This is a genomic window from Actinosynnema sp. NPDC002837 (genome assembly GCF_040295345.1).
GTDB lineage: Bacteria > Actinomycetota > Actinomycetes > Mycobacteriales > Pseudonocardiaceae > Actinosynnema.
The window spans coordinates 130385-154850 of the sequence record NZ_JBEOVG010000015.1; the positions used below are offsets into that span (position 1 = coordinate 130385).

The following is a 24466-nucleotide window of genomic DNA, read 5'->3' on the forward strand; positions in this document are numbered from 1 at the left end:
GGTGTCCGGCGGCGGGACACACTGGTGGCATGAGCAGCCCTCACCCCTACGCCCGCGAGCTCGGCGACTTCCTGCGCGCCCGGCGCGGCCGGCTGCGCCCGCACGACGTCGGCCTGGAGCCGGGCGGGCGGCGCAAGGTCTCCGGGCTGCGGCGCGAGGAGCTGGCGTTGCTGGCCGGGTTGAGCACCGACTACTACCAGCGGATCGAGCAGGGCCGGGAGGTGCGGCCGTCCGACGACGTCCTGGACGCGCTGGCCGGCGCGCTCGGCCTCGGCGACGAGGAGCGCCGACACCTGTTCACCCTGGCTCACGCGGCCCGCCGGCCGATGCCCACCCGGGTGGACCGCGAGCCGGAACGGGTGCCGGCCGGCACGCGTCGGCTGCTGCGGGTGGCGGACACGCCGGCGGTGGTGCTCGGCAGGCACCTGGACCTGCTCGACTGGAACCCGATGGCGGAGGCGCTGCTCGGCGACCCGGGCGACTACCCGCCCGACCGGCTCAACATGCTCCTGCTGCTGTTCGACGACGCGCGGACCGGCGCGCGCAGCTGCCCGGACTGGGAGCGGCAGGCGCTGGACTACATCGGCATGATGCGCGCCGCGGTCGCCACCGACCCGACGCACCCCCGGGCCACCGCGATCGTCGGCGAGCTGAGCATCCGCAGCGCGGAGTTCCGGCGGCTGTGGGCCCGGCACGACGTGCGCGAGTCGGTCAGCGGCACCAAGACGTTCCGGGTTCCGGAGGTGGGCGACATCGTCCTGGACTGGGACAGCTACCCGCTGCCCGGCAACCCCGGACCGGTCATGCTCGTCTACACCGCCGAACCGGGCAGCGCCGACGCGGACCGGCTGCGACTCCTGGCCTCGCTGCACGCGACCCGCTCGGCGTCCGCGGGCGGGCGCCCCTCCTAGCGTCCGGGGGCGTGGGCGGGCGGGGCGGTCACCCGTCGAGGTGGTGTCGGTCGAGCCCGGCCCGGAGCCGGTCGAGCCACTCCGCGCCGAGCCGGCGGCCGTCCGGGAACCGGTCGTCGCGGTCCCAGCGCCAGGTGGTGATCATCGCCAGGACGAGGAGCCTGCACTCGCGCACCGACTCCCGGTCGACGCCCCGGTAGTGCTCGTCGACGTCTTCGGGCGCGTGGGCGAGGTCGAACTCGACGGGTCCGCGGCAGCACGTCTCGAGGTCGATGAACAGCGGTCCGCCCGTCGTGGCCAGCACGTTGCCGGGGTGCGGCTCGCCGTGCAGCAACTGCTCGGCGGCGCCGCGCCCGGTGATCGCCCGTCGCAGGCTCCGCAGCGCGTCGGCGAGGAGTCGCCGGTCGGCGTCGGCGAGCGCCGGGGTGCGGTCGCGGTCTGCCACGAGTCGTTGTGCCTGCTCGATCCGATCGGTGAAGTGCGGCGCGGGGACGTCGACCCGGCGCAGGCCGGCGTGCAGCCGTTCGAGCGCGTCGGCGTAGTCGGCCGGCGGGATCTCCTGGTGCGTCGCGGATTCGTAGTAGGTCCACAGGGTGATGGCGAAACCGTCGCGTTCGTGGACGCGTGGCTCGACCCGCGGCTCGAGAGCGCCCACCGGACCACCGGCGGCGGCGAGCCGTCGTGCGAGGTCGATCTCGAACTGCGCGACCTGCTGCGCCACCGGCGCCACCCGCGCCAGCACGTCACACGGCAGCAGGCGCAGGGTGAGCGTGTTCGAGGCCTGGAGGACGACCGCGTCGTCGACCGCCAGACCGAGCGCGGCGGCCGTCGAGGTGCTCGCGGCCACCGCGCGTGGCACGTCCGATGCGTCCATCGTCCCCCTCCGTGGTACGGGCGGGGCGATTGTCCGGCAGGACGCCCGCCGGTGTGAAACGACTTCGTCGGGCGTCCGCCGCGATCCGCGGGTCAGGCCGGGTCGGACCGGGTGAGGACCAGCGCCTCCCACGGCCGGAGGTCGACCCGCCCGGGTGAGATCAGCGCCTCGTCGGTGTTGGCCAGGACGACGTCGGCGGCGGACCAGTCGGGGTCGAGCTCGGCGGTCTGCGGTGCGCCGCCGAGGTTGGCCACGACGAGCAGCCGGGTGTCGTCCAGGGTGCGTTCGTAGGCGTAGACCTGCGGGTGGTCGGGCAGGAGCATGCGGAAGTCGCCGAGGGCGACGACGGGGAGTTCGTGGCGCAGTCGGATGAGCGCGCGGTAGTGGTTGAAGACGGAGCGGGGGTCGTCGTACTGGGCCTGGGCGTTGAGCCAGGTGTGGTTGGGGTTCACCGCGAGCCACGGTTCGCCGGTGGTGAAGCCGGCGTTCGGGGTGGCGTCCCACTGCACGGGGGTGCGGGCGTTGTCGCGGCCCATCGCGCGCAGCCCGCGCAGCACCGACTCGGGGTCGCCGCCGGCGGCGACTGACTGGCGGTAGTGGTTGAGCGACTCGACGTCGCGCATCTCGTGCACGCCGGCGAACGGCGCGTTCGTCATGCCCAGTTCCTCGCCCTGGTAGACGTAGGGCGTGCCGCGGTGCAGGTGCAGCACGGTCGCCAGCGCGGTCGCCGACTCGCGCCAGCGCTCCCCGTCGTCGCCGAACCTCGACACCACGCGGGGTTGGTCGTGGTTGTTCCAGTACAGGCTGTTCCAGCCCACCTCGGCCAACGCCGTCTGCCAGCGGCCCAACGACGCCTTCAGGTCGCGCAGGTCCAACGGCTTCGGGTCGAACTTCCCGCCGGGCCCGTGGTCGAGCGAGACGTGCTCGAACTGGAACACCATGTCCACCTCGCGCCGCGCGGGGTCGGTGAACAGCCGGGCCTGTTCCCACGTCACGCCCGGCATCTCCCCCACGGTCAGGAACTCGCCGGACCGGCCTTCGAACACCTCGCGGTTCATCTCGCGCAGGAAGTCGTGCACGCCAGGGCGGGTGGCGACGTGCGGGAACCCGTCGCCGAGTCCGCCGACGCCGGTGGTGGCGCCGTCGGGCAGGTCGGGGTCCTTGGAGATGAGGTTGATGACGTCCATCCGGAAGCCGTCCACGCCCCGGTCCAGCCACCACCGCATCATCGCGTGGACGGCTTGGCGGACCTCGGGGTTCTCCCAGTTCAGGTCCGGCTGCTTGCGGTCGAACAGGTGCAGGTAGTACTCGCCCGTGGCCTCGTCCAACGTCCACGCGGGGCCGGAGAAGAACGACCCCCAGTTCGTCGGCTCCGCGCCCGGCTGACCGGCTTCGAAACCGTCGCGGGGCGGACGCCACCAGTACCAGTCGCGCTGGGGATTGTCGCGCGACGACCGGGACTGCACGAACCACGGGTGCTCGTCGGAGGTGTGGTTGACCACCAGGTCCATCACCAGCTTCATCCCGCGCGCGTGCACCTGCGCCAACAGCGCGTCGAAGTCCTCCAGCGTGCCGAAGACCGGGTCGATCGCCTGGTAGTCCGAGATGTCGTAGCCGTTGTCGGCCTGCGGCGAGGCGTACACCGGCGACAGCCAGATCACGTCCACGCCGAGCCGCTCCAGGTGGTCCAGGCGTGACGCGAGCCCGGCCAGGTCGCCGACGCCGTCACCGTTCGAGTCGGCGAAGCTGCGGGGGTACACCTGGTACACCACCGCCGAGGTCCACCACGGCGCCGTGGTCCGGGTCGTAGCCCGCGCCTGGTCCAGTGTCATGTCCCATCCTCACCTGGTTCGTCGGACGTCGTCCCAGTCCACCACTACCCGCGCGGCGCCGCACCCGACACCGCCGTCCCCCGTCCGGACGCACGCCCCCGCCACCCGAACCTCGGTCCTGTGTGGACGGTCAGCGCGGGCACCGGCAGGGACCGCACGAGCAGGGTGTCCAGCAGCACGCCGAACGACACCAGGAACGCCATCTGGACCAGCCTCGCGCAGCACGAAGTCGCAGAGCAACCACCGGTTGTCGTCACCGACGCTCACCACGGCGTGCGCGGTGTTCGCGCCCGGGGACCAGCCGAACAGGTGGTGAGGGCCGGGGCTGGCGGCGCGGCGCGGCCGGACCTGGTGCTCAGCGAGGGGGAACGGGAGGCGAGCACGCTGCGCGAGGCGTTGGCCGGCCGCGGCACGACCAGCCAGGCCGTCGGCCTGCTGATGGCCGGGCACCGCTGCGACGCCGACGCCGCGTTCCGGCTGATCACCGCGATGTCCCAGCGCCGCAACGTCAAGGCGCGCGACGTCGCGGCCGAGCTCGTCGCCCGGTTCGTGGCCGGGCTGCCGTCCGGGCGATCCGACGTGCCGTCCGACGGCTGAGGCCCGGTCAGGCGGGCAGGCCCGCCGGGGCGTGCGCGGGCACGCGGAGCAGCGTGATGGCGGCGGGCGTGCGCACCCGGAAGCCCAGCGACTCGTAGAGCCGGATGGCGGAGGTGTTGGTCGCGGCGGCGTGCATCAACACCTGCTCGCCCCGGGCCCGGATCCCGGCCGCGACGGCGAGCACCAGCCGGGTGGCCAGGCCCTGGCCGCGGTGCGCGGGATCGGTGCACACGGCGCTGATCTCCGTCCACCCCGGCGGGCGCAGGCGTTCGCCGGCCATCGCGACCAGCGCGCCGTCGCGCCGGATGCCCAGGTAGGCGCCCAGTTCCACGGTCCGCGGCCGGAACGGTCCGGGCTGGGTGCGCTCCACCAGGTCCAGCATCTCCGGCACGTCCGCGGGCCCGAGCCGGACCGCCTCGGCGTCCTCGGCGACCCGCAGGCCGTCCTCCACCAGCTGCACCACGTCGATGCGCTCGACGACCTCCCAGTCGGCGGGCGGCGCGAGCGCCGAGGTGATCGGCACGATCGCCTCGGGCCCGGCGAGCGCGGCGACGTCGGACCACACCCGCTCGTCCGGCCGGTCGGGCAGCCCCACGAACGTCGCCACGTCCGGCGGGTAGCGCACCGCCTGGCCGTGCCGTTCGGCGAAGCGGGCGTGCGGTCCGGTCAACGACGTCCAGGCCGGGTTGTCCAACGGCGAGGCCATGCGCGGTACCCCCAGTAGTTCGCGACTGCGCGAATCATCCGCGCCGCCGGGCCGGTCTGTCCACCGCCCCATCGCTCTCGGCGGAATCCGTCCTGGGCCGGACGGGCGGCGGTCCGCGTGCCCCGGGCGGGCGCGGTCGCCAACGTCCGCCGGCATGGGGCGACGACCGGGACCGGACTTCACCAAGCTGTGGTTCGCCTCCGCCGTGTCCAACCTCGGCGACGGCATGACGATGGCCGCCGGTCCGCTGCTGCCGGCCTCGCTCACCGACGACCCGGCGCTGGTGGCGGGCGCGGTGTTCGCCCAACTGCTGCCGTGGCTGCTGTTCTCGCTGGTCAGCGGCGTGATCGTGGACCGGTTGGACCGGCGGAAGCCGGCCGTGGCGGCGAACCTGGCCCGCGGCACCGGCGCAGACCCCGGTCGAACGGCGGACGGTGCGCGCGGAGATCGGCGAAGGGCTGCGCCGGCTGTGGCGGCACGAGGTGCTGCGGACGCTGGGCCTGTGCCTGTGCCTGTGCCTGTGCCTGTGCCTGATGAACCTCACGCTCATGGGCGCGCTGTCGATCCTGGTGCTGTACGCCGGTGAGCGGCTGGGCCTGGACCCGAGGTGGTTCGGCCTGCTGCTCAGCACGATCGCGGCGGCGGCGTGCTCGGCACGGCGGTCGCCGGCCGGTTGATCGACCGGTTCGGGCCGACCGCGCTGCCGCGGGTCGGCCTGGTGGTCGAGGCGGGCACCCACCCGGGGTTGGCGCTGGCGCGCGAGGTGTGGGTCGCGGGCGCGGTCCTCGCGGTGTTCGGCGTGCACGCGGTGGTGTGGACCGTGATCACGCAGTCCGTCCGGCAGCGGGAGGTGCCCGACGAGCTGCGCGGCCGGGTGGGCAGCGCCTACTCCCTGCTCAGCGTCGGCGGGTCCGCGCTGGGCACGCTCGTCGGCGGCCTGCCGGCCCGCCGGTTCGGCGTCACCGCGCCGTTCTGGTTCGCGGTCGTGGTGGTGGCGGGCGTGGCCGCGGTCGCGTGGCGGCCGTTCGCGGCGGCGACCGTCCTGCACCGGTCGGTCGCCGCCGCGGGCTGATCAGGTCACCTCGCCGTCCTCCAGGTGCAGCCGGGTGCCGCGGAACCCGGCCCGGGTGCGCCGGTCGTGCGTCACCACGACCAACGCGCCCGGGTAGTCCGCCAGGGCCTGTTCCAGGTCCTCGACCAGGCCCGGTGACAGGTGGTTGGTCGGCTCGTCCAGCAGCAGCAGGTCGACCGGCCTGGTCACCAGGCGGGCCAGCTCGGCGCGCCGCCGCTGCCCGTAGGACAGCTCCCCGACGCGGGTGCGCAGGTCGCGCCGGTCGAACAGGCCCAACGCCAGCAGCACGTCCACGTGCTCGTCGGGGTGACCGGGCAGGCCCTCGGCGAACGCCTGGAGCACGGTCAGCTCCGGCCGCCACGGCGGCTCCTCCTGCCGCAGGTGCCCGACCCGGCCCGGCACGTCGACCACGCCGGAGTCCGGGCGCAGCTCACCGCTGAGCACCCGCAGCAGCGTGGTCTTGCCCGCGCCGTTGGGGCCGGTCACCAGCAGCCGCTCCCCCGGCCGCACGGTCAGGCGCAGCACCCGCAGCCGGTCGCCGACGCGCACGTCCGACAGCTCGGCCGCCCACCGGGCGTCGCCGTCGCCGCCGGGGAGTCGGGTGGAGAACCGCAACGGCTCCGGCGGCGGGGCCACCGGGTTGGCGGTCAGCCGCGCCCGGCGTTCCTTGGCGTTGCGGATGCGGCTCATCGCGCCGTGCCCGCGGCCCCTGGCGCGGAACGGCCCGGCGGCGAACACGGCCAGCGGCAGCTTGCGCGGGATCTCCCCGAGCTGCCGCGTCGCCGTGGACAGCAGGCGGTCCTGGCGGGTCAGCTCGGCCCGCCACTCCCGGTGCTCGCGCAGGCGTCGCGCCCGTGCCGCGGCCTTGGCCACGAGGTAGCCGTCGTAGCCGTCGCCGAACCGCGCCGCGCGGCCCGCCTCGACCTCGACGATGGTGGAGGTGACCCGGTCCAGGAACTCGCGGTCGTGGGTGATCGCGACGACGGTCCCGGTGTGCCGGGCCAGGTGCTGTTCCAGCCACGTCACGGCCTGGTCGTCCAGGTCGTTGGTCGGCTCGTCGAGCAGCAGCAGCTCCGGAGAGGACGCCAGGGTCGCGGCGAGCGCGAGCCGCGAGAGCTCGCCGCCGGACAACGTGCCCAGCGCGCGCCGCCGGTCCAGGCCGGGCAGCCCGAGGCCGTGCAGGGCCACCTCCACCCTCGTGTCGGCCTCGTACCCTCCCCTGGCCTCGAACAGCTCCACCAGGGACGCGTAGTGCTCCGGGTCGGCGCGCGGACCGGCCAGGTCTGCCTCGGCCCGGCGCATCCGGTCCTCCAGGTCGCGCAGGTCGGCGAGCGCGAGGTCGACCACGTCGGCCACGGTGGCGTGCGGCGGCAGGTCCACCGACTGGGCCAGGTACCCGATCCCGCCGGGTGCGACGACGGTGACCTCGCCGTGGTCGGGCGCCACCCGGCCCGCGACGATCGCGAGCAGCGTGGACTTGCCGGACCCGTTGTCGCCGATCACGCCGACCTTCTCGCCCGGTTTGACGGTCAGCGAGACCGCGTCGAGCACGACCCGGTCGTGATAGCTCTTGGTGACGTTGTGCAGGGCTAGTTGCGCGGTGCGCAAGGCAGACTCCTGTTCCCGGCGCGGCACGCCGAGTCATCGGTGCGGAGGGTGTGGAGAAGCGCTCGCGGAGCGGGGCTCGACGCGATCGCGGATACCGATGATCACAGGAAGTACAACATCGCCCGAAACCCTAGCCGAACGGCCGACCCGGCGGTACGTGACGGGCGACACAGCGATATTCCATCCCACCGCACGGTTTGAGTCGTCTAGACTCAAACTATGTTCACCAGGGACGAAGCGCTCGAACGAGTAGAACGGGCGGGCTCGGCGGCCGACCTGTTCGGCCCGGTCGACCCCGACCCCGCCCGCCGCAAGGAGGCCCAGCGGCTCTACCGCGGCCTCGCCGCCGTGCTGCACCCCGACCGGGTCGGCGCGGACGACACCAGGGCGCACGCGGCGTCGGCCGAGCTGACCCGGCTGCACCACGAGTGGCAGCACGGCACGTCGGTCGAGCTGCGCACCGACCGCGGCGCCTACCGGCTCGCCGGACGGCACGCGGTCGGCAGCGTCGCCACCGTCTACCGCACCGACGGCGCCCCCGTGGTCAAGGTCGTGCGCAACCCCGCCCTCAACCCCCTCCTGCACGCCGAGTGGGACGCGCTGCGCCGACTCGCCCGCTTCACCGACCGGCACGACTGGCTGCGGCCCTACTACCCGCACCTGATCGACACCTCCGGCGAGGTGGCCCGCGGCTCGCGCGCCTTCACCGTGCTCGCACCGCTGGTGGACGGCTTCGTCACGCTCGCCGACGTGCGCGGGGCGTTCCCGCGCGGCCTGGACGGCCGCGACTACGCCTGGATGCACCGCAGGCTGCTGCGGGCCGTCGCCGGCGCGCACCGGGTCGGCCTCGTGCACGGCGCGATCACCGCCGAGAACGTGCTGGTGCACCCCGGGCAGCACGGCGTCGTGCTGGCCGGCTGGACCTTCGCGGTCGGCGCGGGCGAACGACGCCTGGCCACCGACAAGACCACCGCCTACCCGCCGGAAGTCCACGACGGACGACCGGCCACCCCCGCCACCGACGTCCACATGGCGCACGCGCTGATGCTGGACCTCCTGGCGGAGGGCGAAACCGCACAACGCAGGTTCGCCCGCGGCTGCGCGCAGGACGACCCGACCCGACGGCCCGACGCCGTCGACCTGCTCACCGAGTACGACGACCTGCTCGAAGACCTCTACGGCGAACGGACCTTCCGCCCGTTCGCACTACCCAGGACAGGAGCCTGACATGGGACACGGCAAGTGGGACGACAACGCCTACGCGGCGGCCAGGACCTTCCGCGCCGCCAAGGGCATCGACGACTTCGGCTACACCGCCACCATGCGGTCGCGCCCCTCGAAGGAGTGGAAGGCCGACCCGTCGCTCGACCCCAAGGGCGTGGCCGCGCGCGAGTGCCGAGACTCGCCCGACCACGCCGACTCGACCCCGATCGCGGTGCTGTTCGACGTCACCGGCTCGATGGGCCGCGTGCCGCAGATCATGCAGCGCAAGCTCGGCAAGCTGCACGGCCTGCTGCAGCGCAAGGGCTACCTCGCCGACCCGCAGCTGATGTTCGGCGGCATCGGCGACGCCGACAGCGACCGCGTGCCGCTGCAGGTCGGCCAGTTCGAGTCCGACAACCGGATGGACGAGCAGCTGCGCACCATCTTCCTGGAGGGCAACGGCGGCGGGCAGAAGAGCGAGTCCTACGAGCTCGCCGCCTACTTCGTGGCCCGGCACGTGGTCACCGACGCCTGGCAGAAGCGCGGCCGCAAGGGCTACCTGTTCCTCATCGGCGACGAGCTCAACAAGCCACGCCTGGAGGCGCGCCACATCCGCCGGATCATCGGCGACGACGTCAAGGAGGACATCGACCCCGCCTCGGTGTACCGGGAGCTGAGCCGCAGGTGGCACGTGTACTTCGTGCTGCCCAACCAGTCCTCGTACTACCACGACCAGGACATCGCCGACCACTGGCGCGACCTGCTCGGCCAGCGCTTCCTCAAGCTCGACGACCCCGGCGCGGTGTGCGAGCTGATCGCCGCCACGATCGGCATGGAGGAACGCGTGGTCGACCTCGACCAGGCGATGGTCGACCTCGCCGAGGTCGGCTCGGTCGCGGAGAGCGAGGCCGTCGGCAAGGCCCTCGTCCACGTCGGCGGGAAGACCGTGGCCACCACGGCCACGCCCCCGCTGCTGGACGGCCCCGACGACGTCACCCTCACGTGATGGACGGGCACGTCATCGTCGTCGGCCTCGGGTTCGGCGACGAGGGCAAGGGCGCCGTCGTCGACGCCCTCTGCCACGACGCCCCGGTCACGTCGGTGGTCCGGTTCAACGGCGGCGCCCAGGCCGCGCACAACGTCGTCGTCGGCGACCGGCACCACACGTTCAGCCAGTTCGGGTCCGGCACGCTCGCGGGCGTGCCGACCCACCTGTCCCGGCACGTCCTGGTCGAACCGATCGCCCTGGCCGGCGAAGCGAACGCACTGGCGGACCTCGGCGTCGCCGACCCGCTGCGGCTGCTGTCGATCGACGCCGACGCCCTGCTCACCACGCCGCTGCACGTCGCCGCCAACCGTGCCCGCGAGGACGCTCGCGGGCACGCCCGGCACGGCTCGTGCGGCAAGGGCATCGGCGAGACGGCCTGGTACGGCCTGCTCGCCGACCGCGGCGCGACGCCCGGCGAGGTCGTCGAAGGCCAGGAGGTCATCGGCGACCCCGGGCCGCCGCCGACCGTCGGCGACTGCGCCCACCCGGCCGTGCTGCGGGCCAAGCTCGACGCCCTGGCCCGCTTCTACGAGCCGCTGATCGGCGCCGGCCCGTCCGTCGACGACCTCGTGTCGCTGTACCGGGACTTCGCCGGCGCCGTCCGGGTCACCACCGGCGACGAGGTGGGCCGCCTCGCCGACCGCGGACGCCTGGTGTTCGAAGGCGCCCAGGGCGTGCTGCTCGACCAGTGGCACGGGTTCCACCCGCACACCACCTGGTCCACCGTCACGCCCGACAACGCCCGCGGCCTCCTCGGGCACCGCCGCGCCACCGTCCTCGGCGTGACCCGGACCTACCAGACCCGGCACGGCGCCGGACCGCTGCCCACCGAGGACGACCAAGTGCTCGCACGCTTCCCGGAACGCCACAACGACACCGGCCGCTACCAGGGATCGTGGCGCGCCGGACACCTCGACGCCGTGCTGCTCCGGTACGCGGTGGACGCGTGCGGTGGCGTAGACGCGCTGGCCGTCACCCACCTGGACGCACGCGACCTCCAAGTCGCCACCGCCTACGACGCCCCCCTGCCGGCCACGGACCTCACCGCGTTCCTCGGCCACCGCACGCCCACCCTCACCGCCATGCTGGACCCCGAGACGTGGCTGGCGCACCACCTCGACGTGCCGGTGCTCGTCACCGGCGCCGGGCCCGACCGCGCGGACTACACCGTGCGCGCACCGGCGCTTCGCTGAATGCGGGACAATCGGGCCATGATCGAGTCGACCCTGGTGTCGGTGGACGTGCTGGCGCTGCGCTTCGACCCGACCGCGCGCGCCGTGCTCCTCGGCATCGCACCACGCGCCCTCGACCCGTTCGCGGGCGTCCTCGCCCTGCCCGGCGTCCTGCTGGGCAAGGGCGAACGGCTGCGTGACGCGGCACGGCGCGCGGTCACCGGCAAGCTCGGCGTGCCCGAGCACGCCATCTCCGCCTCCGGCCAGCTGACCACGTTCGACGAACCGTCCCGCGACCCGCGCGGACCCACGTTGTCCATCGCCCTGTGGGCCACCATCGACCCCGCCGGGCTCACCGGCGACGGCCCGACCTGGACACCGCTCGCCGACGTGCCGCCGCTCGCGTTCGACCACGACCGCATCGTCCGCGACTGCCGCCCCCTGCTCGCCGACCACCTCTGGCGCGACACCGCCTTCACCGCCGGTCTCCTCGGCCGCGAGTTCACCACCGCCCACGCGCTCGACGTCACCGAATCCCTCACCGGCGACCGGCCCTACCCCGCCAACCTCGGCCGCACCATGGAACGCGTCCCCGGCCTGGAACGCACCACGCAGCACGCCGCCGCCCTGCCCAAGGGCGGACGACCGCCGTCCGTCTGGCGCTGGACCACCTAGCCCGGCGGTCGCGCCACGCGACGGGCCCGTCTTCGATCGTGTGACGGGACTGCGATGACGGGTGACGCCGCCAGGGTTGCCTTGAACAGCGTGACGGCCACGGCCGACGATGCCCCAAGGGGGACGGCGAACACACCTGGAGCGCCTGATGCCACTCAAGGCACAAATCGCGGACCTGTCACGCTTCCAGCAACTGCTGATCGGCACCTGGACCAACCAGGACCTGCCCGGCACCGGCAAGGGCGGCCCGAACAGCCCGTACTCCTACAACGTCATGCCCCTGCCGCAGCAGTCCCCCCAGAACGGGATGGACCTGGGGTACATCCTCAAGAACTTCACGTACTACGAGACCATCGTCTTCAAGGGCATGGACGACGTGGCCAGTCCGGTGGAAGCGCCGAACCGCGGCGGCACCTACCAGCAATCACCCTACGTCCTGTTCTACGACCAGCAGATCCGCTTCGCCGAAGGCCCCGGCATCAACACCATCGTCCACGAGGAGAACGGGGCGTGGCTCCACCTGCAGACGGAGAAGCAGCAGATCGGGCCCTACCCCTACCCGACGGACAACCCGGCCACCGAACCCGGCGAACCCGAACCACAGCCACCGACCCAGACGATCTGCAAGCAGATCTCGGTGCCGCACGGCGTCTCGGTCCTGGCCCTCGGCTACTCCAAGGACGGCCTCTTCGCGCCGCTGATCCCCGACGCGGACCCGCCGCTGCCGACCCCCGGCGGCCTCGACACCTCCGTGTACGACGACACCCTCACCGACCAGGGCAACTACCAGAACCCCCAACCCGCGCTGACCAAGCAGATCACCCTGCCGCTGCAAGCCGCGATCCTCGACCTCATCGGAGCAGGCCACGGCATCAGCGACTACATCCACTGCCAGGTCGACACCGGCAACGGCGGCGCGGTGATGAACATCCCCTTCGAGAAGGGCAAGGCGGCGCTCACCGGCTACGCCGCCGACTACTGGCTCATGTCACTCGACGGCGGGACGAACTACGACATCCTCGCCTACACGCAGCGGATCGTCCTCGACCTCGTGATCCGCGACAACCACTACACCTTCCCCCACCCGACGTCCAACGTCCTCACCAGGCTGAAGACGACGTAGCGCCGCGGACCGCGTCGGCCACCGGGAGGATCGCCCACCACGGCCGACGCGGTCCACCACGCCACTAGAGGTCCTTCGGCATCTGGTCGCTGATCAGCCACAGCACGCTGTTGTCCCCGCCCAGCGCCGGGTAGTGCGGCACCACCCGCTCGCACAACTCCTTCAGGTGCCGGGTCATCGACTCCCCTTCGGGGAACTCGTAGTACTCGAACGTCGGCGCGGCCTGCATGCCCTTGTAGGGCCCCGTGGTGATCGGCGTCCGGACCAACTCCTTGATCACCCCGAACAGAAGGCCCTGCATCGCCGCGATGAACACGCGCTCCAACCCGTAACGCGCGCTCGTCGCGCCCGGCTTCACGTCCTTCCCTGACGTGTTGTAAAGCTCGTCCAGCAGGGCGAGCACGTAGGTGTAGGCGGCGCACGCCAACTGCCCCAGGTCACGGACCGGGCCTTCGGGGTACTCGGCCACGCGCGGGTTCCGCGGCACCGGGTGGACGTCGCCGATCAGCTCCCAACCGTCGGCGATGCGCTTGAACTTCACGTAGTGCGGGAACTCGAACAGGCCCTGCTTCGCCTTGTCCGGGTCGTCCGGGTTGTCCGACACCTCCTGCTGGTCCGGGTCCATGCCCTCGCCCTGCTCCACGATCACGTTGATCGCGGTGAGCGCCGTGTACAGGTCGTGCACGATGATCGGCTCGCCGCCACCGCCCTCGTTCCAGTAGGTGTTGGTGTACTGCAAGTCCAACCTGTTGTGCTTGAACAGCTCCCGCTCCTGCTCGTCGCCCGGCCCGTGCCGCGTCGGCGCCGTCGGGTCGACACCGCACAACCGCTCGAAACCGTCGTAGATCGCCTTGTAGAACTGCCCGATCGTCTGGTACTCGCCCGACTGCCCCGGCGCGCCCACCTTCGCCGGGAGCTCCAGCGGCATGAAGACGTCCTTGACCAGGTCCGTGGTCAGCGGGGCCAGGTCGAGCTCGAGCCGCGGCACCCGGTGCAACATGTCCGAGGGGTACGCCGGCACGAAGTCCGGGTTCTGGAACTTGATGTCGTCACCGCGCCCGATGGCCACGATCAGGTTGCGCACCAGGGACAGGTGCAGCATCTCCTCGACCACGACGCTCTTGATCAACCGGAACGCGCCCGGCCCCGCCGACCACTGCGACACGTTGTCGGTCTTGATGGAGTACGCCGCGTACAGGTACAGCGGGATGGTCGACAGCTCCAGCCGCGCCGCGTCGTAGAGGTGCGAGAACAGCGAATCGACCGAGTCGATCGGCTTGTCGGCCCTGGGGACCCGGTAACCCCCGGGCAGAGCGGTGTGGGTGGTGGTCATCGGTGCGACGTCCTTCCGTTGAGTCCGACGATCAGTCGTTCGGCCAGCCAGTCCCGCAGGCACGCGTCGGTCTGCCGCGGGGCCAACCCCGCCTCGTCACCGGCCCGCCCCAGCGGCGTGCCGGCCCGCAGCGCCGCCAGCAGCCGGAAGCGCGGTTCGTCCAGCTCCGCCACCGTCACCACGAAGTCCTTGCGCGACACCACCAACCGGACCTCGACCGGCCGCGGCAACGGCGGATCCTGCCCGGCGCGCACCGCCACGGCCAAGGTGTGCACCGGGAAACCCGCCCGCACCAGCCGCAGGCACTCCACAGTGGACACCACGGTGCCGCCCCACGCGGCTGAGCCGAACACAGGCGGGGCCGGTGGCGGATCGCGGAACTCCGCGCCGGCCGCACCGTGCGCCTCGGTGAACGCCCGCTCGAACCGGACGACGTCGACCAGCAGGTCGATCCAGGGCTCCCGCTCCCCCGAGACCACATCCGGCCGACCGGCGACCAGGTGGTCCGCGAACCCCGCGCCCAGCGCCTCCAACGTGTAGCTGCGCGAAGGACGGGACCGCAGGTACTCCCGCGCGAACTCCTCGAACAACTCCGCACCGAGCAGGCGCCGGGCGACCGGGTAGTGCGCGCTCAGGCAGTCGACCAACCGCGCGCGGTAACCGTGCTGGTAGATCGCCAACCGCCGCGCCGCCGGCAGCCGCGCCGTCCCCACCACCACGCCCGCCACCTCACCGACACCCTCCGGATCCAGGATCGCGCCCTGCAACCAGCCCTGCAGCCGGCGCAACCCCTCAGCCGACACGGGCCGCCCGCTCCCGCGCCTTGTCCAACTCGGCGGTCAGCACCGGGAACGGCGGGATCCGGTCGTCCCACTCGAGCAGCACCGACACCGACGGCAGCAGACCGGTCGCGAACTCGTACAGGTCCCACACCGGATCGGCCACCGGCCGGTCGTGCGTGTCGATCAGGTGCGTGCCGCGGTCCGCGTGCCCCGCGAGGTGCACGTACACGACCCGGTCGGCCGGCAGCGCCCGGACGTAGTCGTACGGGTCGAACTCGTGGTTGACCGCCGACACGTAGACGTTGTTCACGTCCAGCAGCAACCCGCACCCGGACTCCTCCGCCAACCGGGCCAGGAACTCGCACTCCGGCACGGTCGACTCCGTGAAACCCAGGTACGTGCTGGGGTTCTCCAGGACCAGCGGGCGCTCCAGCACGTCCTGCGCCACCCGGACCCGGCGCACGACGTGCCGCAACGACTCCTCCGTCAACGGCAGGGGCAGCAGGTCGTGCGTGTTCACCCCGAGCACCCCGGTCCAGCACAGGTGGTCCGACACCCACGCGGCGCGCACGGAGGTGGCCAGCCGCCCCACGCGGCGCAGGTAGTCCAGGTCCAGCGGGTCGGTGCTCCCGATCGACAGCGACACCCCGTGCAGCACCACCGGGAACCGCTCGGCGACCTGGTCGAGCAGGTACCGGGCGTAACCGCCGTTGTCCAGGACGTTCTCCGTGATGACCTCGAACCAGTCCACCCCGGACGGCCCCCGCAGCACCTCGTCGGCATGACGCGAGCGCAGGCCGACGCCGAAGCCCAGCTCCGGCAGGCCGAGCCGGTCGGGCGCCGGCATCAGGTGCGGCCCACGTAGCGCGGGAGTTCGCCGGCCTTCCCGGGCTCCGCGGCCCGCTTCGTCCTGCCGGCCCTCTTGGTCTTCCCGGTCTCCTCACTCTTCCCGGTTCCCTTGGCCTTCCCCGCCTTCGCGGTCGCGGTCGGTTTCGCGCTCAGGGTGGCGAAGAGCTGCGCGCGATCCGTCTCGTACGGCGGCACCTTGTCGTTCGGGTAGCCCTCGCCGGGCGCCGGGTCGAACGCCACGCCGGCGTCCCACATCCGCGCCTCGAACCGCGTGCGCGCCAGCTTCCACACGCTGGTGCCCTTGAACGGGCCCGCCGACGCCACCCGGCACTCGTTGATCGGGCTCGCGCAACTGCCGTTGGCGCTGCACGACTGCTCGCCCGGCTTGGTCTGCTCGAACTCGCTGCCGGCGTAACCGCACCCGCCCTGCCCGCGGCAGTGGTTGTCGCCGTGGCAGACGTGCAACGCCGTGGCGCAGGTGCCCGCGCCGGGCAGCTTCGCGTTGCCGGACTCGTCGTGGCCCTTGCAGGCGTTCAGCCCCATGCACACGTGCAGCTCGAGCACCGGCGCGGTCGTGGTCATGCTCTCCCGCGGACCACCTGCCTCGTGGCTGCCCTCCCGCAGCTGCCGCCCCGCCGGCCCGCCGGTCAGGAACAGCGCGGCCTGTTCCGCCGACATCCCGTCGGCGCCATGGCCGTTGCCGTGATCGTGCCCGCCACCCGTCATCGCAACCACCTTCCAGCGCACAGCGTCACCGGGCTCCCCGGCCGGAGCCGGTCAATCCCTCTCTACACCCCGGATGCGCGCGAACCGACGACCGTCGCGATGCCCGCCCCGTTAGGGGACGAACGTCATCAGCCCGAGGCGGGCTTTCATCACGTTCAGTGAGGCCAACCGAGCGAGGGTCCTTCGAACGTGGCGACGTCCGGGCGTCTGTCCGAACGCGACAGCGCGGGATCGGCTTGATGATCACTTTCGGTTAGCACTGAAGCTATCGTGATAACAATTCACGAAAGGTCTCGGAAGCCACCCGAACGGGTACTCCCCGGTGGTCCATCCGACCAAGGAGGCCGAGATGCACCCGCTCCCCATCCCCTTCATGCCGTGGGCTTGGCGCAACGTCGGCGACCTGCTCGACGGGCGCGACACCGACTCGCCCGAGGCCGACGAGGCGACCCGGTCCGCCGACCGCCACGACCGCCCGGACATCGGCCTGCTCGGGTACCGGGTCGAGGCGCTCGACGGCGCGATCGGCGAGGTCGACCAGGCCAACGCCCGCGTGCCCGCCGACTGCCTGCTGGTCGACGCCGGCACGTGGCTGTCCCACCTGAAGGTCGTGCTGCCGGTCGGCGCGGTGGCGAAGGTCGACCACGACGCGAAGACGGTCTTCGTGGACCGCACCAAGGACCAGGTGCGGCAGGCGCCGGAGTACGACGAGGACACGTTCGACCCCGACGACTACCGGCAGCGCCTCGGCGACTACTACACCGAGAGCTACCGGACCACGCCGCCCGCGTGAACCGCGGCAAGCGTGAGTCCGACAGCCGTGAACCCGGTCCACACCGGACCGACGCCCGGCGGCCGCCACCCGGCCGCCGGGTGCGGGCGGGCTAGGCGCCCAGCTCCATGATCCGGGCCGCGACCTCGGCCGGCGCTTCCAGCGGCAGCATGTGGCCCGCGTCCTCCACCACCACCGACTCGCCGCCGACCGCCGCGGCCAGCGCCTTGGCGTTGGACTCGGGCACCAGCCGGTCCTCGTCGCCCACGATGGCGATCACCGGGCGTTCGCCCGCGACGGTCAGGGCGGCCTCGCGGTCGTACCGGTCGACCGCCGGCCGGAACAACGCGATGGTCTCCGGCCAGTGCGACCACACCATGTCCGCCGTGAGGTCCACGTCCTCGTCGCGGGGCTCGTCGCCGAACAGCCACCAGCGCAACCCGGCCGTCTTCGCGGGCTCGATCTTCTCCCGCACCGCCCGCACCAGCGGCCCGAACGCGCGTTCCAGCTCGCGCACCAGCTTGCCGAGCGCCTTGGGCCAGGCCAGCGACGTCTCCGCCAGCCCGGTGGCGGCGGTCGAGACGAACACCACGCCCGCCACCCGCTGCCGGTAGAGGCGGGGACGGCGTTCGGCCATCGCCATCGCGGCCATGCCGCCCATCGAGTGACCCGCGACGACGACCCGCCCCTCGGGGACCAGCCACTCGATCAACTCGCCCAGGTCGTCGCCGAGCTGCTCGATCGTCGCGGTCTCCTTGTCGGCGGGAGAGGACGCGCCGTGGCCGCGGTGGTCGTAGGCGATCACCCGCACGGACTCCGGCAGCGCCGCCACCACCCGGTGCCAGCTGCGGTGGTCCAGCGCGTAGCCGTGGGCGAGCACCACGGTCAACTCGGCGTCGGGCGGGCCGCTGCGTGCCACGTTCAGCTCCGTGCCGTCCTCAAGCCGCAACCGCTCGGTCGCCATGGCCGCTGCCCCTTCCGTCGTCGGACCTCGACTTGACCAACGAGTAACAAGGGCGGACGTCACGCGCGGCCGGCCGCTACGACCAGTCGGGCTGCCGGAGCAGCGCCAACCTCCGGTCGAGGAGGGCGGCGAAGTCGTGCGGGCGCCCGACGACCAGTTCGACGTCGTGCGCCGCGGCGGTGCGGACCACGACCACCTCGCCGCCCGGCGCGTCCCGGGTGTCGGCGACCCAGACGTCGGTGATCTCGCGCAACGGCAGCTCGCCGCCGGAGACGTCCGGGGTGGACGGTCCGGTGACCACGTGCCAGCGCAGCAGCTCGCCGTCGAAGTTGGCGTGGGCGAGCACCGGGTGCCCGGTGGCGTTGCGCACCTGCCGCGACGAGCTGCGCACGCCGAGCGTGGTGCCGGCGATCGCGCCGCCGGACGCGTCCAGCAGCACCGCCTTCGCCTTCGTCACCAGCGCGCCCGCGACCGCCGTCGCCACGACGACGGGCAGGGCGAGCAGCGCGCTCCCGGTGAGGAAGCCGAGCCCCAGCGCCTGCGCCGCCCCCGCGTAGAGGACCAGCCCGGCCCACCACCCCGGCCGGTGCACGTAGACCCGGCGGACCAGGAACCACACCGGTATGACGGCGCCGATCACCAGCAGGACCCAGCCCGGCACGGCCAGGCCGGACCAGGGCGCCACCAGGGCGAGGACCAGGCTGATCACCGGTGGCGCGAGGAAGCCGAGCAGCACCAGCGCCCGGGCCCGCGACCACCGCCGCTCGAACTCCACGCGCACCGACTCGTGCACGCCGAACGGCATCCGCACCCCGCACCACCTCCCGACATCAGCGTAACGTCACCGTTTCCGGCGCATTCGGCACGCACGGTGATGATCGTCGGGCGGCCGCACCCCTGCGGACCGGGTTCGGCCGGAACGCGGTGTTCGGGTGCACCCTGCCGGCCGCGCCGGGGCGGGGCCGGGCAACCGGCACGACGAGGCGGTCGGGCGGCTGGGCGCCGATCGCTAGGCGGAGGTCGGGGTCCGTCGAGTGGCCGACCGCAGCGCCTCGCGCAGGAGCGTGACGGCCGCCGGGATCTCGGTGTCGCCGATGTTGCCGTACCCGAGGACGAGGGCGCGTCCCGGCGACTCCTCCGCGCGGTAGTCGTCCAGGTCCGCCAGGCGCAGGCCGGCGGACGCCGCGACCTGGACCGCGCGCCGGGTGTCGGTGTCGTCCGGCAGGTGCAGGAGGACGTGCAGCCCCGCGGCGGTGCCGGCCGGACGGCCCTCCGGCACTTCGGCGGCGAGGGTCTTGAGCAGCAGGTCGCGGCGGGCGCGGAAGCGGCGGCGGGCGGCGCGGAGGTGGGCGTCGTACCAGCCCCGGTCGATGAAGGTGGACAGCGCCAACTGGTCGAGGACCGGTGGCGCGACGGCCACCGGGTTCGCGGTCCGCAGCGCGGGGATCACGGTCGCGGGCGCGACCAGCCACCCGAGGCCGAGCGCCGGTGAGAGGGTCTTGCTGACCGTGCCGAGCAGGAAGACCCGGCCCGGGTCCATGCCCTGCATGACGGCGACCGGGTGGTGGTCGTAGCGGAACTCGGCGTCGTAGTCGTCCTCGATGACGAACCCGTCGACCTCTCGGGCCCACCGCACCAGGCGCGCCCGGCGCGCCGGCGACAGCACCGTGCCGGTCGGGAACTGGTGCGCCGCGCCGACCACGACCGCCCGGGCCGGTGTGCGGGCCAGGTCGTCCACCCGCAGGCCGTCGTGGTCCACCGGCACGAGGTGCACGCGCAGGCCGGTGCTCGTCGCGGCGGCGCGCAGCCGCGGCCAACCCGGGTGTTCGACGGCCACGTCCCTGATCCCCTCCGCGTGCAACGCGCGGCACGTGCGGACGAGGCCGTCGGTGACGCCGGCGCACACGAACACGGACGCGGCGTCGGCGTCCGCGGCGCGCGACCGTCGCAGGTAGTCCGCGAGCGTGCCGCGCAGCGCCGGGTGCCCGGCCGGGTCCGGGATGTCCAGGTCGTAGTGGACGGCCGAGCCGATGACCGCGCGGACCGCGTCGGCCCACCGACGGCGCGGGAACGCCCGCAGGTCCGGCAGACCGGGCGCCAGGTCGTACCGGATCGCCGGCCGGGCCGGTGCGCCCTGCGCGCGGGGGCGCAGGGCGTCTGCCGCCGGTGACCACGAGACCCGCGTGGCCGAACCCACCCGCGCGGTGAGGTAGCCCTCCGCGACCAGTTGCCCGTACGCCTCCGTCACGACCCAGCGGGAGCAGCCGAGGTCCTCGGCCAGCGCCCGGCTCGGCGGCACGGCGGCGCCCTCCGCCAGCCGGCCGTCCCGGATCGCGGCACGCAGCGCATGCGCCAGGCGGTCGTGCAGGCGGCCACGCCCACCGACCTCCAGGAGCGTCGCCCACGCGAAATTGGTCTGGGAAACCGTCACGGGATTGGAGCGTACTGCCGAGCCGACTCCGCCTACGGTGACGGTCATGGTTGAGAAGTTGGCTCTTGGGGCCATGTTGTTCGGCACGGCCACCGACGAGCGGCGGTCGTTCGAGATCCTGGACCGCTTCGTGGACGCAGGCGGCGTCTGGATCGACACCGCGAACTGCTACGCGTTCTGGGCGGACCCGAGCGGGTTCGGCGGGCAGAGCGAGGCGTTGCTCGGACGGTGGCTGGCGAGCCGCCCCGGCGTGCGCGACCGCGTCCGGATCAGCACCAAGGTGGGCTGCGAGCCGACCGAGGCGGGCCGGTTCCCGGAGACGGCCGAGGGCCTGTCGGCAGGCGTCGTCAAGAACGGGATCGAGGCGAGCCTCCGGCGGCTCGGCACGGACCACGTCGAGCTGTACTGGGCGCACAAGCCCGATCCGGTGACACCGCTGGAGGAGACGGTCGCCGCGTTCGACGAGCTGGTGTCCGCCGGCCTGGTCGGCCGCCTCGGCTGCTCCAACTACCCCGTCTGGCAGGTCGAACGGGCGCGGCAGCTCGCGCTGGCCGATGGCCGGGTCGGCTACACCGCGGTGCAGCAGCACCACACGTACCTGCAACCGCGCCCCGGGACGCGGCCCACGGTGGTGCACCGGTTCGGCGCCGTCAGCGACGAGGTGATCCACTACCTGGAACACCACTCCGACATGGCGCTGTGGTCCTACACGCCGCTGCTGAGCGGCCGGTACACCCGCACCGACAAACCGCTGCCCGCCGAGTACGACCACCCCGGCACCACCGACCGCCTGGCCGTCCTCGACGAGATCGCCGCCGAGACCGGCACGAACCGCAACCAGGTCGTGCTCGCGTGGCTGACCGGCGGCGGCACGGACGTCACGCCGATCGTCGGCGTCAGCGCGGTCGAGCAGCTGGACGACGCGTTCGCCGGGGTGTCGTTGGAGCTGACCGCCGACCAGCGCCGACGCCTCGACGCGGCCGCCTGAGGGCCGGGTTCACCGGAGGGGGTCCGGTGAACCCGGCCACCGGTCGCGCTCGCCCGGCCTACGCGCGGGGAGGGCTCGGGTCGGGCGTCCGTTCGAAGCACGTCTCCAGCACCACGATCGCGTTCGTGCCGGACACGCCGGCGATGTCGTGCACGTCCTTCAGCACCGCCTGCAACGCGCGGGTATCCGTCGTGCGCACCTTGAGCAGCAGCGACGCCGTGCCCGCCACGATGTGCGCCTCCTCCACCGCGGGCAGGGCGCGCAGCGCGGCGGCCGTCTCCGGCGAGCCGACCCACGCCGACGAGTCGACCAGGACGAACGCGAGCACGTCCAGCCCCAGCGCGATCGGGTCGATCTCCACCGTCGTCCGCCTGATCACACCCCGCTCGCGCAGCTTGCGCACCCGCTCGTGCGCCGCCGCGGCGGACAGCCCGACTTGCGCGCCCAACACCGCGTACGACTGCGTCGCGTCCGTCCGCAGCGCGGCCAGCACGGCCCGATCCGTGTCGTCCATCTCTCCCACCCTCACCTGATGTCATCCGGCAGTATAGGTTGGCCACCGGATGTAATTCGGAGCAAAAGGGGAAACTATGGACGTCATCCCGACGACGGTGGAATCGTTCGACGACCGGCTGCTGCTGTTCGGCGACGACCTGCTGGAGCGCCTCGCCACCGGGTGCAAGTGGACCGAGGGCCCCGCCTACGTCCCCGCCGGCCGGTACCTGCTGTTCAGCGACATCCCCAACGACCGCGTCCTGCGCTGGGACGAGACCACCGGCCACGTCGGAGTGTTCCGCTCACCGGCCGGCTACGCCAACGGCCGCACGCTCGACGCGCGGGGCCGCGTCGTCACCTGCGAGCAGGGCGAGCGGCGGGTCGTGCGCACCGAGCACGACGGCTCGACCACGGTCATCGCCGACCGCTTCGACGGCAAGCGGTTCAACAGCCCCAACGACGTCGTGGTCGCGGCCGACGGCGGCGTGTGGTTCACCGACCCGCCCTACGGCATCCTCAGCGACTACGAAGGCGTGCGCGCGGAGTCCGAGATCGGGGCCTGCCACGTCTACCGGGCCGACCCCGTGACCGGCGCGGTGGAGGCCGTCGCGGAGGACTTCGTGCGACCCAACGGCCTCGCCTTCTCCCCCGACGGCACCCGGCTCTACATCGTGGACACGCGCCGCAACCACATCCGGCGCTTCGACGTGGACGGCACGAGGCTGCGCGGCGGCGACGAGATCGCCCGCTGCGCGAACGGCCAGTTCGACGGCATCCGCCTCGACGACCAGGGCCGGATCTGGGCAGCCGCCGGCGACGGCGTCCACTGCATCCACCCCGACGGCACGCTGCTGGGCCGGATCGGCGTGCCCGAGGTGGTCTCGAACGTGTGCTTCGGCGGCCCCAAGCGCAACCGCTTGTTCATCACCGCCACCACGTCGGTCTACACGTTGCTGTTCAACGTCAACGGCGCCCGGCCGCCCTACTCGGTCGCCCCCGATTCGCCCGGCGCGACCTTGCCCGCCTGAGGCAGCGCGGAGCACCGGCCGCACCGGGCGGTAACCGCTTTCCACCCTGTCAAGGCTTGACCGATCCACGTTGTGTTAACGCTAACCGAGGACGTTGAGCGTGAGCTTCGCGCGACGCGCAGTGCCCGGTTGATTTCGTGAAGGATCAAGTTCGCCACCAGACTGTGACCCGCAACACCCTTTCTGTTAGCGTTCCCAACTAACGACCCCGATCCAGTCGTCCACAATGGACCTCTGGAAGGTTCCGGAACGACTCCGACGTACTATGATCCACCGATGGTCACCATCGCCGACGTCGCCCGGGCGGCGGGAGTCTCGCCCAGCACCGTGTCGTACGTGCTGTCCGGCAAGCGCTCGATCTCGGAGACCACCCGCCGTCGCGTGCACCACAGCATCCGCGCGCTGGGCTACCGGCCGAACGCGGGCGCGCGGGCGCTGGCGAGCAGCCGCACGAACGTGCTCGCCCTCGTCGTGCCGCTGCGCGTCGACCTGAACGTCCCCGTGGTGATGCAGTTCGTCGCGGCCACCGTCACCGAGGCCCGCTCCCACGACCACGACGTGCTGCTGCTGACCGCGGACGAGGGCGCGGACGGCCTGCACCGGGTGGTGGCCTCCTCGCTCGCCGACGCGATCATCGTGATGGACGTCGAAGCGGCCGAGCCCCGCGTGCCGGTGCTGCGCGAGCTGGGCAGGCCCGCGGTGCTGATCGGCGTGCCGGACGACCCGCACGCGCTGACCTGCGTCGACCTCGACTTCACCGCCGCCGGGTCGGAGTGCGTGCACCACCTCGCCGACCTCGGTCACCGCGACATCGCGCTCATCGGCCCCTCCCCCGCCGTCTACCGGCGCGGCACGAGCTACGCCGGCCGGTTCCTGAGCGGGTTCCGGCGGACCGCCGCCAGCCTCGGCGTCGAGGCCGCGACGCTGGCCTGCGTGCCGACCTACGACGGCGTCCGGGAGTGCCTGGACGGCCTGCTCGCCGGTCACGGCCCCGTCACCGGACTGGTGGTGCACAACGAGGCCATCCTCGGCCCGCTGCTGTCGGAGCTGGCGCGTCGGGGCCTGAGCGTCCCGCGTGACATCTCCGTGCTGGCGGTCTGCCCGCCGGACGTGGCGCAGGCGCAGGCCGTGCCGCTGTCCTCGGTGGACCTGCCGGCCGTCGACCTCGGGCGGCTGGCGGGGGGGGGGGGGGCGGCGGGCGGCGGCGCGCAGCGCCGCCCCCCCGCGCGACAAACCGCGCCCCCCCCCGCGGCCGGGAGCGATCGCCGACGAGAAAG

At 72.9% G+C, this 24466-nt stretch carries 25 protein-coding genes and 2 pseudogenes; 14 read left to right on the forward strand and 13 right to left on the reverse strand.

Annotated features, from left to right (window positions below; translation table 11 throughout):
• The first annotated feature begins 29 nt into the window (after positions 1-29).
• Positions 30-911: a helix-turn-helix transcriptional regulator gene (locus tag ABTZ99_RS14305; RefSeq protein WP_499611508.1), complete on the forward strand. Its 882-nt coding sequence runs from the start codon at positions 30-32 to the stop codon at positions 909-911.
• A 28-nt stretch (positions 912-939) separates the two neighbouring features.
• Here ABTZ99_RS14305 and ABTZ99_RS14310 read toward each other — a convergent pair whose 3' ends face one another.
• The 3 genes and pseudogenes from ABTZ99_RS14310 to ABTZ99_RS14320 all read right to left on the reverse strand — a co-directional run.
• On the reverse strand, positions 940-1785 hold the full coding sequence (locus ABTZ99_RS14310; protein ID WP_499611511.1) for a phosphotransferase: 846 nt from the start codon (positions 1783-1785) through the stop codon (positions 940-942).
• Between the two features lie 92 nt (positions 1786-1877).
• Entirely contained in the window at positions 1878-3617 is a 1740-nt protein-coding gene (locus ABTZ99_RS14315; protein WP_499611514.1) for a glycoside hydrolase family 13 protein, read from the reverse strand.
• Between the two features lie 44 nt (positions 3618-3661).
• Positions 3662-3829, reverse strand: a pseudogene (locus ABTZ99_RS14320) (MMPL family transporter); the annotation flags it as partial.
• Positions 3830-3929: 100 nt separating this feature from the next.
• Here ABTZ99_RS14320 and ABTZ99_RS14325 point away from each other — a divergent pair.
• Positions 3930-4214, forward strand: coding sequence for an ANTAR domain-containing protein (locus tag ABTZ99_RS14325; RefSeq protein WP_499611516.1), 285 nt, complete (start codon positions 3930-3932; stop codon positions 4212-4214).
• A gap of 7 nt (positions 4215-4221) precedes the next feature.
• Here the strand turns inward: ABTZ99_RS14325 and ABTZ99_RS14330 are convergent, their stop codons facing one another.
• Complete coding sequence (locus tag ABTZ99_RS14330; RefSeq protein WP_498780400.1) at positions 4222-4920, reverse strand: GNAT family N-acetyltransferase; 699 nt, start codon at positions 4918-4920, stop codon at positions 4222-4224.
• A 154-nt stretch (positions 4921-5074) separates the two neighbouring features.
• Between ABTZ99_RS14330 and ABTZ99_RS14335 the strand changes: the two are divergent.
• From ABTZ99_RS14335 to ABTZ99_RS14345, 3 genes and pseudogenes are all read left to right on the forward strand, one after another.
• Positions 5075-5299 (forward strand): annotated as a pseudogene (locus ABTZ99_RS14335) (MFS transporter); the annotation flags it as partial.
• 55 nt (positions 5300-5354) lie between these two features.
• Complete coding sequence (locus ABTZ99_RS14340) at positions 5355-5597, forward strand: hypothetical protein (protein ID WP_499611551.1); 243 nt, start codon at positions 5355-5357, stop codon at positions 5595-5597.
• On the forward strand, positions 5567-5992 hold the full coding sequence (locus ABTZ99_RS14345; protein ID WP_499611519.1) for an MFS transporter: 426 nt from the start codon (positions 5567-5569) through the stop codon (positions 5990-5992). Before ABTZ99_RS14340 ends, ABTZ99_RS14345 begins: the two co-directional genes overlap by 31 nt.
• Here the strand turns inward: ABTZ99_RS14345 and ABTZ99_RS14350 are convergent, their stop codons facing one another.
• Positions 5993-7600 carry a TlrC/CarA/OleB/SrmB family ABC-F type ribosomal protection protein gene (locus ABTZ99_RS14350; RefSeq protein WP_498780404.1) on the reverse strand — a complete coding sequence of 536 codons (1608 nt, stop codon included), beginning with the start codon at positions 7598-7600 and terminating at the stop codon, positions 5993-5995.
• A gap of 219 nt (positions 7601-7819) precedes the next feature.
• Between ABTZ99_RS14350 and ABTZ99_RS14355 the strand changes: the two genes are divergently transcribed.
• From ABTZ99_RS14355 to ABTZ99_RS14375, 5 genes are all read left to right on the forward strand, one after another.
• Positions 7820-8827: a protein kinase family protein gene (locus ABTZ99_RS14355; RefSeq protein WP_498780405.1), complete on the forward strand. Its 1008-nt coding sequence runs from the start codon at positions 7820-7822 to the stop codon at positions 8825-8827.
• Between the two features lies 1 nt (position 8828).
• Positions 8829-9809: a hypothetical protein gene (locus ABTZ99_RS14360; protein WP_498780406.1), complete on the forward strand. Its 981-nt coding sequence runs from the start codon at positions 8829-8831 to the stop codon at positions 9807-9809.
• Positions 9809-11044 (forward strand): adenylosuccinate synthetase, encoded by a 1236-nt coding sequence (locus ABTZ99_RS14365; protein WP_499611523.1) that lies wholly within the window; start codon positions 9809-9811, stop codon positions 11042-11044. Before ABTZ99_RS14360 ends, ABTZ99_RS14365 begins: the two co-directional genes overlap by 1 nt.
• 18 nt (positions 11045-11062) lie before the next feature.
• On the forward strand, positions 11063-11698 hold the full coding sequence (locus tag ABTZ99_RS14370; protein ID WP_498780410.1) for an NUDIX hydrolase: 636 nt from the start codon (positions 11063-11065) through the stop codon (positions 11696-11698).
• A 148-nt stretch (positions 11699-11846) separates the two neighbouring features.
• On the forward strand, positions 11847-12821 hold the full coding sequence (locus tag ABTZ99_RS14375) for a heme-binding protein (protein WP_499611526.1): 975 nt from the start codon (positions 11847-11849) through the stop codon (positions 12819-12821).
• A gap of 64 nt (positions 12822-12885) precedes the next feature.
• Here ABTZ99_RS14375 and ABTZ99_RS14380 read toward each other — a convergent pair whose 3' ends face one another.
• The 4 genes from ABTZ99_RS14380 to ABTZ99_RS14395 are packed head-to-tail and all read right to left on the reverse strand — an operon-like array spanning position 12886 to position 16511.
• Positions 12886-14154, reverse strand: a complete 1269-nt coding sequence (locus ABTZ99_RS14380; RefSeq protein WP_498784126.1) for a ferritin-like domain-containing protein — start codon at positions 14152-14154, stop codon at positions 12886-12888.
• A complete protein-coding gene (locus tag ABTZ99_RS14385) occupies positions 14151-14957 on the reverse strand; it encodes an HvfC/BufC family peptide modification chaperone (protein ID WP_499611529.1) in 807 nt (268 codons plus the stop codon). The genes ABTZ99_RS14380 and ABTZ99_RS14385 overlap by 4 nt, the downstream gene beginning before the upstream one ends.
• The gene (gene bufB / locus ABTZ99_RS14390; protein ID WP_499611532.1) at positions 14947-15783 is read right to left on the reverse strand and encodes an MNIO family bufferin maturase; all 837 of its coding nucleotides are present in this window, start codon (positions 15781-15783) and stop codon (positions 14947-14949) included. The genes ABTZ99_RS14385 and bufB overlap by 11 nt, the downstream gene beginning before the upstream one ends.
• Positions 15783-16511, reverse strand: coding sequence for a hypothetical protein (locus tag ABTZ99_RS14395; RefSeq protein WP_498784131.1), 729 nt, complete (start codon positions 16509-16511; stop codon positions 15783-15785). The genes bufB and ABTZ99_RS14395 overlap by 1 nt, the downstream gene beginning before the upstream one ends.
• 349 nt (positions 16512-16860) lie before the next feature.
• Here ABTZ99_RS14395 and ABTZ99_RS14400 point away from each other — a divergent pair, with 349 nt between their 5' ends.
• Positions 16861-17304 carry a PRC-barrel domain containing protein gene (locus tag ABTZ99_RS14400; RefSeq protein WP_498784133.1) on the forward strand — a complete coding sequence of 148 codons (444 nt, stop codon included), beginning with the start codon at positions 16861-16863 and terminating at the stop codon, positions 17302-17304.
• A gap of 91 nt (positions 17305-17395) precedes the next feature.
• Here ABTZ99_RS14400 and ABTZ99_RS14405 read toward each other — a convergent pair whose 3' ends face one another.
• The 3 genes from ABTZ99_RS14405 to pdxR all read right to left on the reverse strand — a co-directional run bounded on the left by ABTZ99_RS14405 (position 17396) and on the right by pdxR (position 20678).
• A complete protein-coding gene (locus ABTZ99_RS14405) occupies positions 17396-18247 on the reverse strand; it encodes an alpha/beta fold hydrolase (protein WP_498784134.1) in 852 nt (283 codons plus the stop codon).
• Between the two features lie 76 nt (positions 18248-18323).
• The gene (locus ABTZ99_RS14410; protein WP_499611536.1) at positions 18324-19058 is read right to left on the reverse strand and encodes a hypothetical protein; all 735 of its coding nucleotides are present in this window, start codon (positions 19056-19058) and stop codon (positions 18324-18326) included.
• 198 nt (positions 19059-19256) lie between these two features.
• Entirely contained in the window at positions 19257-20678 is a 1422-nt protein-coding gene (gene pdxR, locus ABTZ99_RS14415; protein WP_499611539.1) for a MocR-like pyridoxine biosynthesis transcription factor PdxR, read from the reverse strand.
• 46 nt (positions 20679-20724) lie between these two features.
• On the opposite strand from pdxR, the gene ABTZ99_RS14420 reads away from it, so the two are divergent.
• On the forward strand, positions 20725-21666 hold the full coding sequence (locus tag ABTZ99_RS14420) for an aldo/keto reductase (RefSeq protein WP_499611541.1): 942 nt from the start codon (positions 20725-20727) through the stop codon (positions 21664-21666).
• 58 nt (positions 21667-21724) lie between these two features.
• Here ABTZ99_RS14420 and ABTZ99_RS14425 read toward each other — a convergent pair whose 3' ends face one another.
• Positions 21725-22180, reverse strand: coding sequence for an Lrp/AsnC family transcriptional regulator (locus ABTZ99_RS14425; protein WP_498784142.1), 456 nt, complete (start codon positions 22178-22180; stop codon positions 21725-21727).
• A gap of 76 nt (positions 22181-22256) precedes the next feature.
• Here ABTZ99_RS14425 and ABTZ99_RS14430 point away from each other — a divergent pair, with 76 nt between their 5' ends.
• Positions 22257-23189 (forward strand): SMP-30/gluconolactonase/LRE family protein, encoded by a 933-nt coding sequence (locus tag ABTZ99_RS14430; RefSeq protein ID WP_498784144.1) that lies wholly within the window; start codon positions 22257-22259, stop codon positions 23187-23189.
• Between the two features lie 276 nt (positions 23190-23465).
• Positions 23466-24466 (forward strand): LacI family DNA-binding transcriptional regulator (locus ABTZ99_RS14435; RefSeq protein ID WP_499611544.1); only part of this gene is annotated, 1001 nt, incomplete at its 3' end.

Coding starts and splice junctions, on each gene's coding strand:
- ABTZ99_RS14365 (WP_499611523.1), top strand. CDS start 9,809: ATGGACGGGCACGTCATCGTCGTCGGCCTCGGGTTCGGCGACGAGGGC.
- ABTZ99_RS14395 (WP_498784131.1), bottom strand. CDS start 16,511: ATGACGGGTGGCGGGCACGATCACGGCAACGGCCATGGCGCCGACGGG.
- ABTZ99_RS14400 (WP_498784133.1), top strand. CDS start 16,861: ATGCACCCGCTCCCCATCCCCTTCATGCCGTGGGCTTGGCGCAACGTC.
- ABTZ99_RS14330 (WP_498780400.1), bottom strand. CDS start 4,920: ATGGCCTCGCCGTTGGACAACCCGGCCTGGACGTCGTTGACCGGACCG.
- ABTZ99_RS14380 (WP_498784126.1), bottom strand. CDS start 14,154: ATGACCACCACCCACACCGCTCTGCCCGGGGGTTACCGGGTCCCCAGG.
- ABTZ99_RS14420 (WP_499611541.1), top strand. CDS start 20,725: ATGGTTGAGAAGTTGGCTCTTGGGGCCATGTTGTTCGGCACGGCCACC.
- ABTZ99_RS14355 (WP_498780405.1), top strand. CDS start 7,820: ATGTTCACCAGGGACGAAGCGCTCGAACGAGTAGAACGGGCGGGCTCG.
- ABTZ99_RS14405 (WP_498784134.1), bottom strand. CDS start 18,247: ATGGCGACCGAGCGGTTGCGGCTTGAGGACGGCACGGAGCTGAACGTG.
- ABTZ99_RS14315 (WP_499611514.1), bottom strand. CDS start 3,617: ATGACACTGGACCAGGCGCGGGCTACGACCCGGACCACGGCGCCGTGG.
- ABTZ99_RS14310 (WP_499611511.1), bottom strand. CDS start 1,785: ATGGACGCATCGGACGTGCCACGCGCGGTGGCCGCGAGCACCTCGACG.
- bufB (WP_499611532.1), bottom strand. CDS start 15,783: ATGCCGGCGCCCGACCGGCTCGGCCTGCCGGAGCTGGGCTTCGGCGTC.
- ABTZ99_RS14370 (WP_498780410.1), top strand. CDS start 11,063: ATGATCGAGTCGACCCTGGTGTCGGTGGACGTGCTGGCGCTGCGCTTC.
- ABTZ99_RS14360 (WP_498780406.1), top strand. CDS start 8,829: ATGGGACACGGCAAGTGGGACGACAACGCCTACGCGGCGGCCAGGACC.
- ABTZ99_RS14375 (WP_499611526.1), top strand. CDS start 11,847: ATGCCACTCAAGGCACAAATCGCGGACCTGTCACGCTTCCAGCAACTG.
- ABTZ99_RS14430 (WP_498784144.1), top strand. CDS start 22,257: ATGGACGTCATCCCGACGACGGTGGAATCGTTCGACGACCGGCTGCTG.
- ABTZ99_RS14305 (WP_499611508.1), top strand. CDS start 30: ATGAGCAGCCCTCACCCCTACGCCCGCGAGCTCGGCGACTTCCTGCGC.
- ABTZ99_RS14425 (WP_498784142.1), bottom strand. CDS start 22,180: ATGGACGACACGGATCGGGCCGTGCTGGCCGCGCTGCGGACGGACGCG.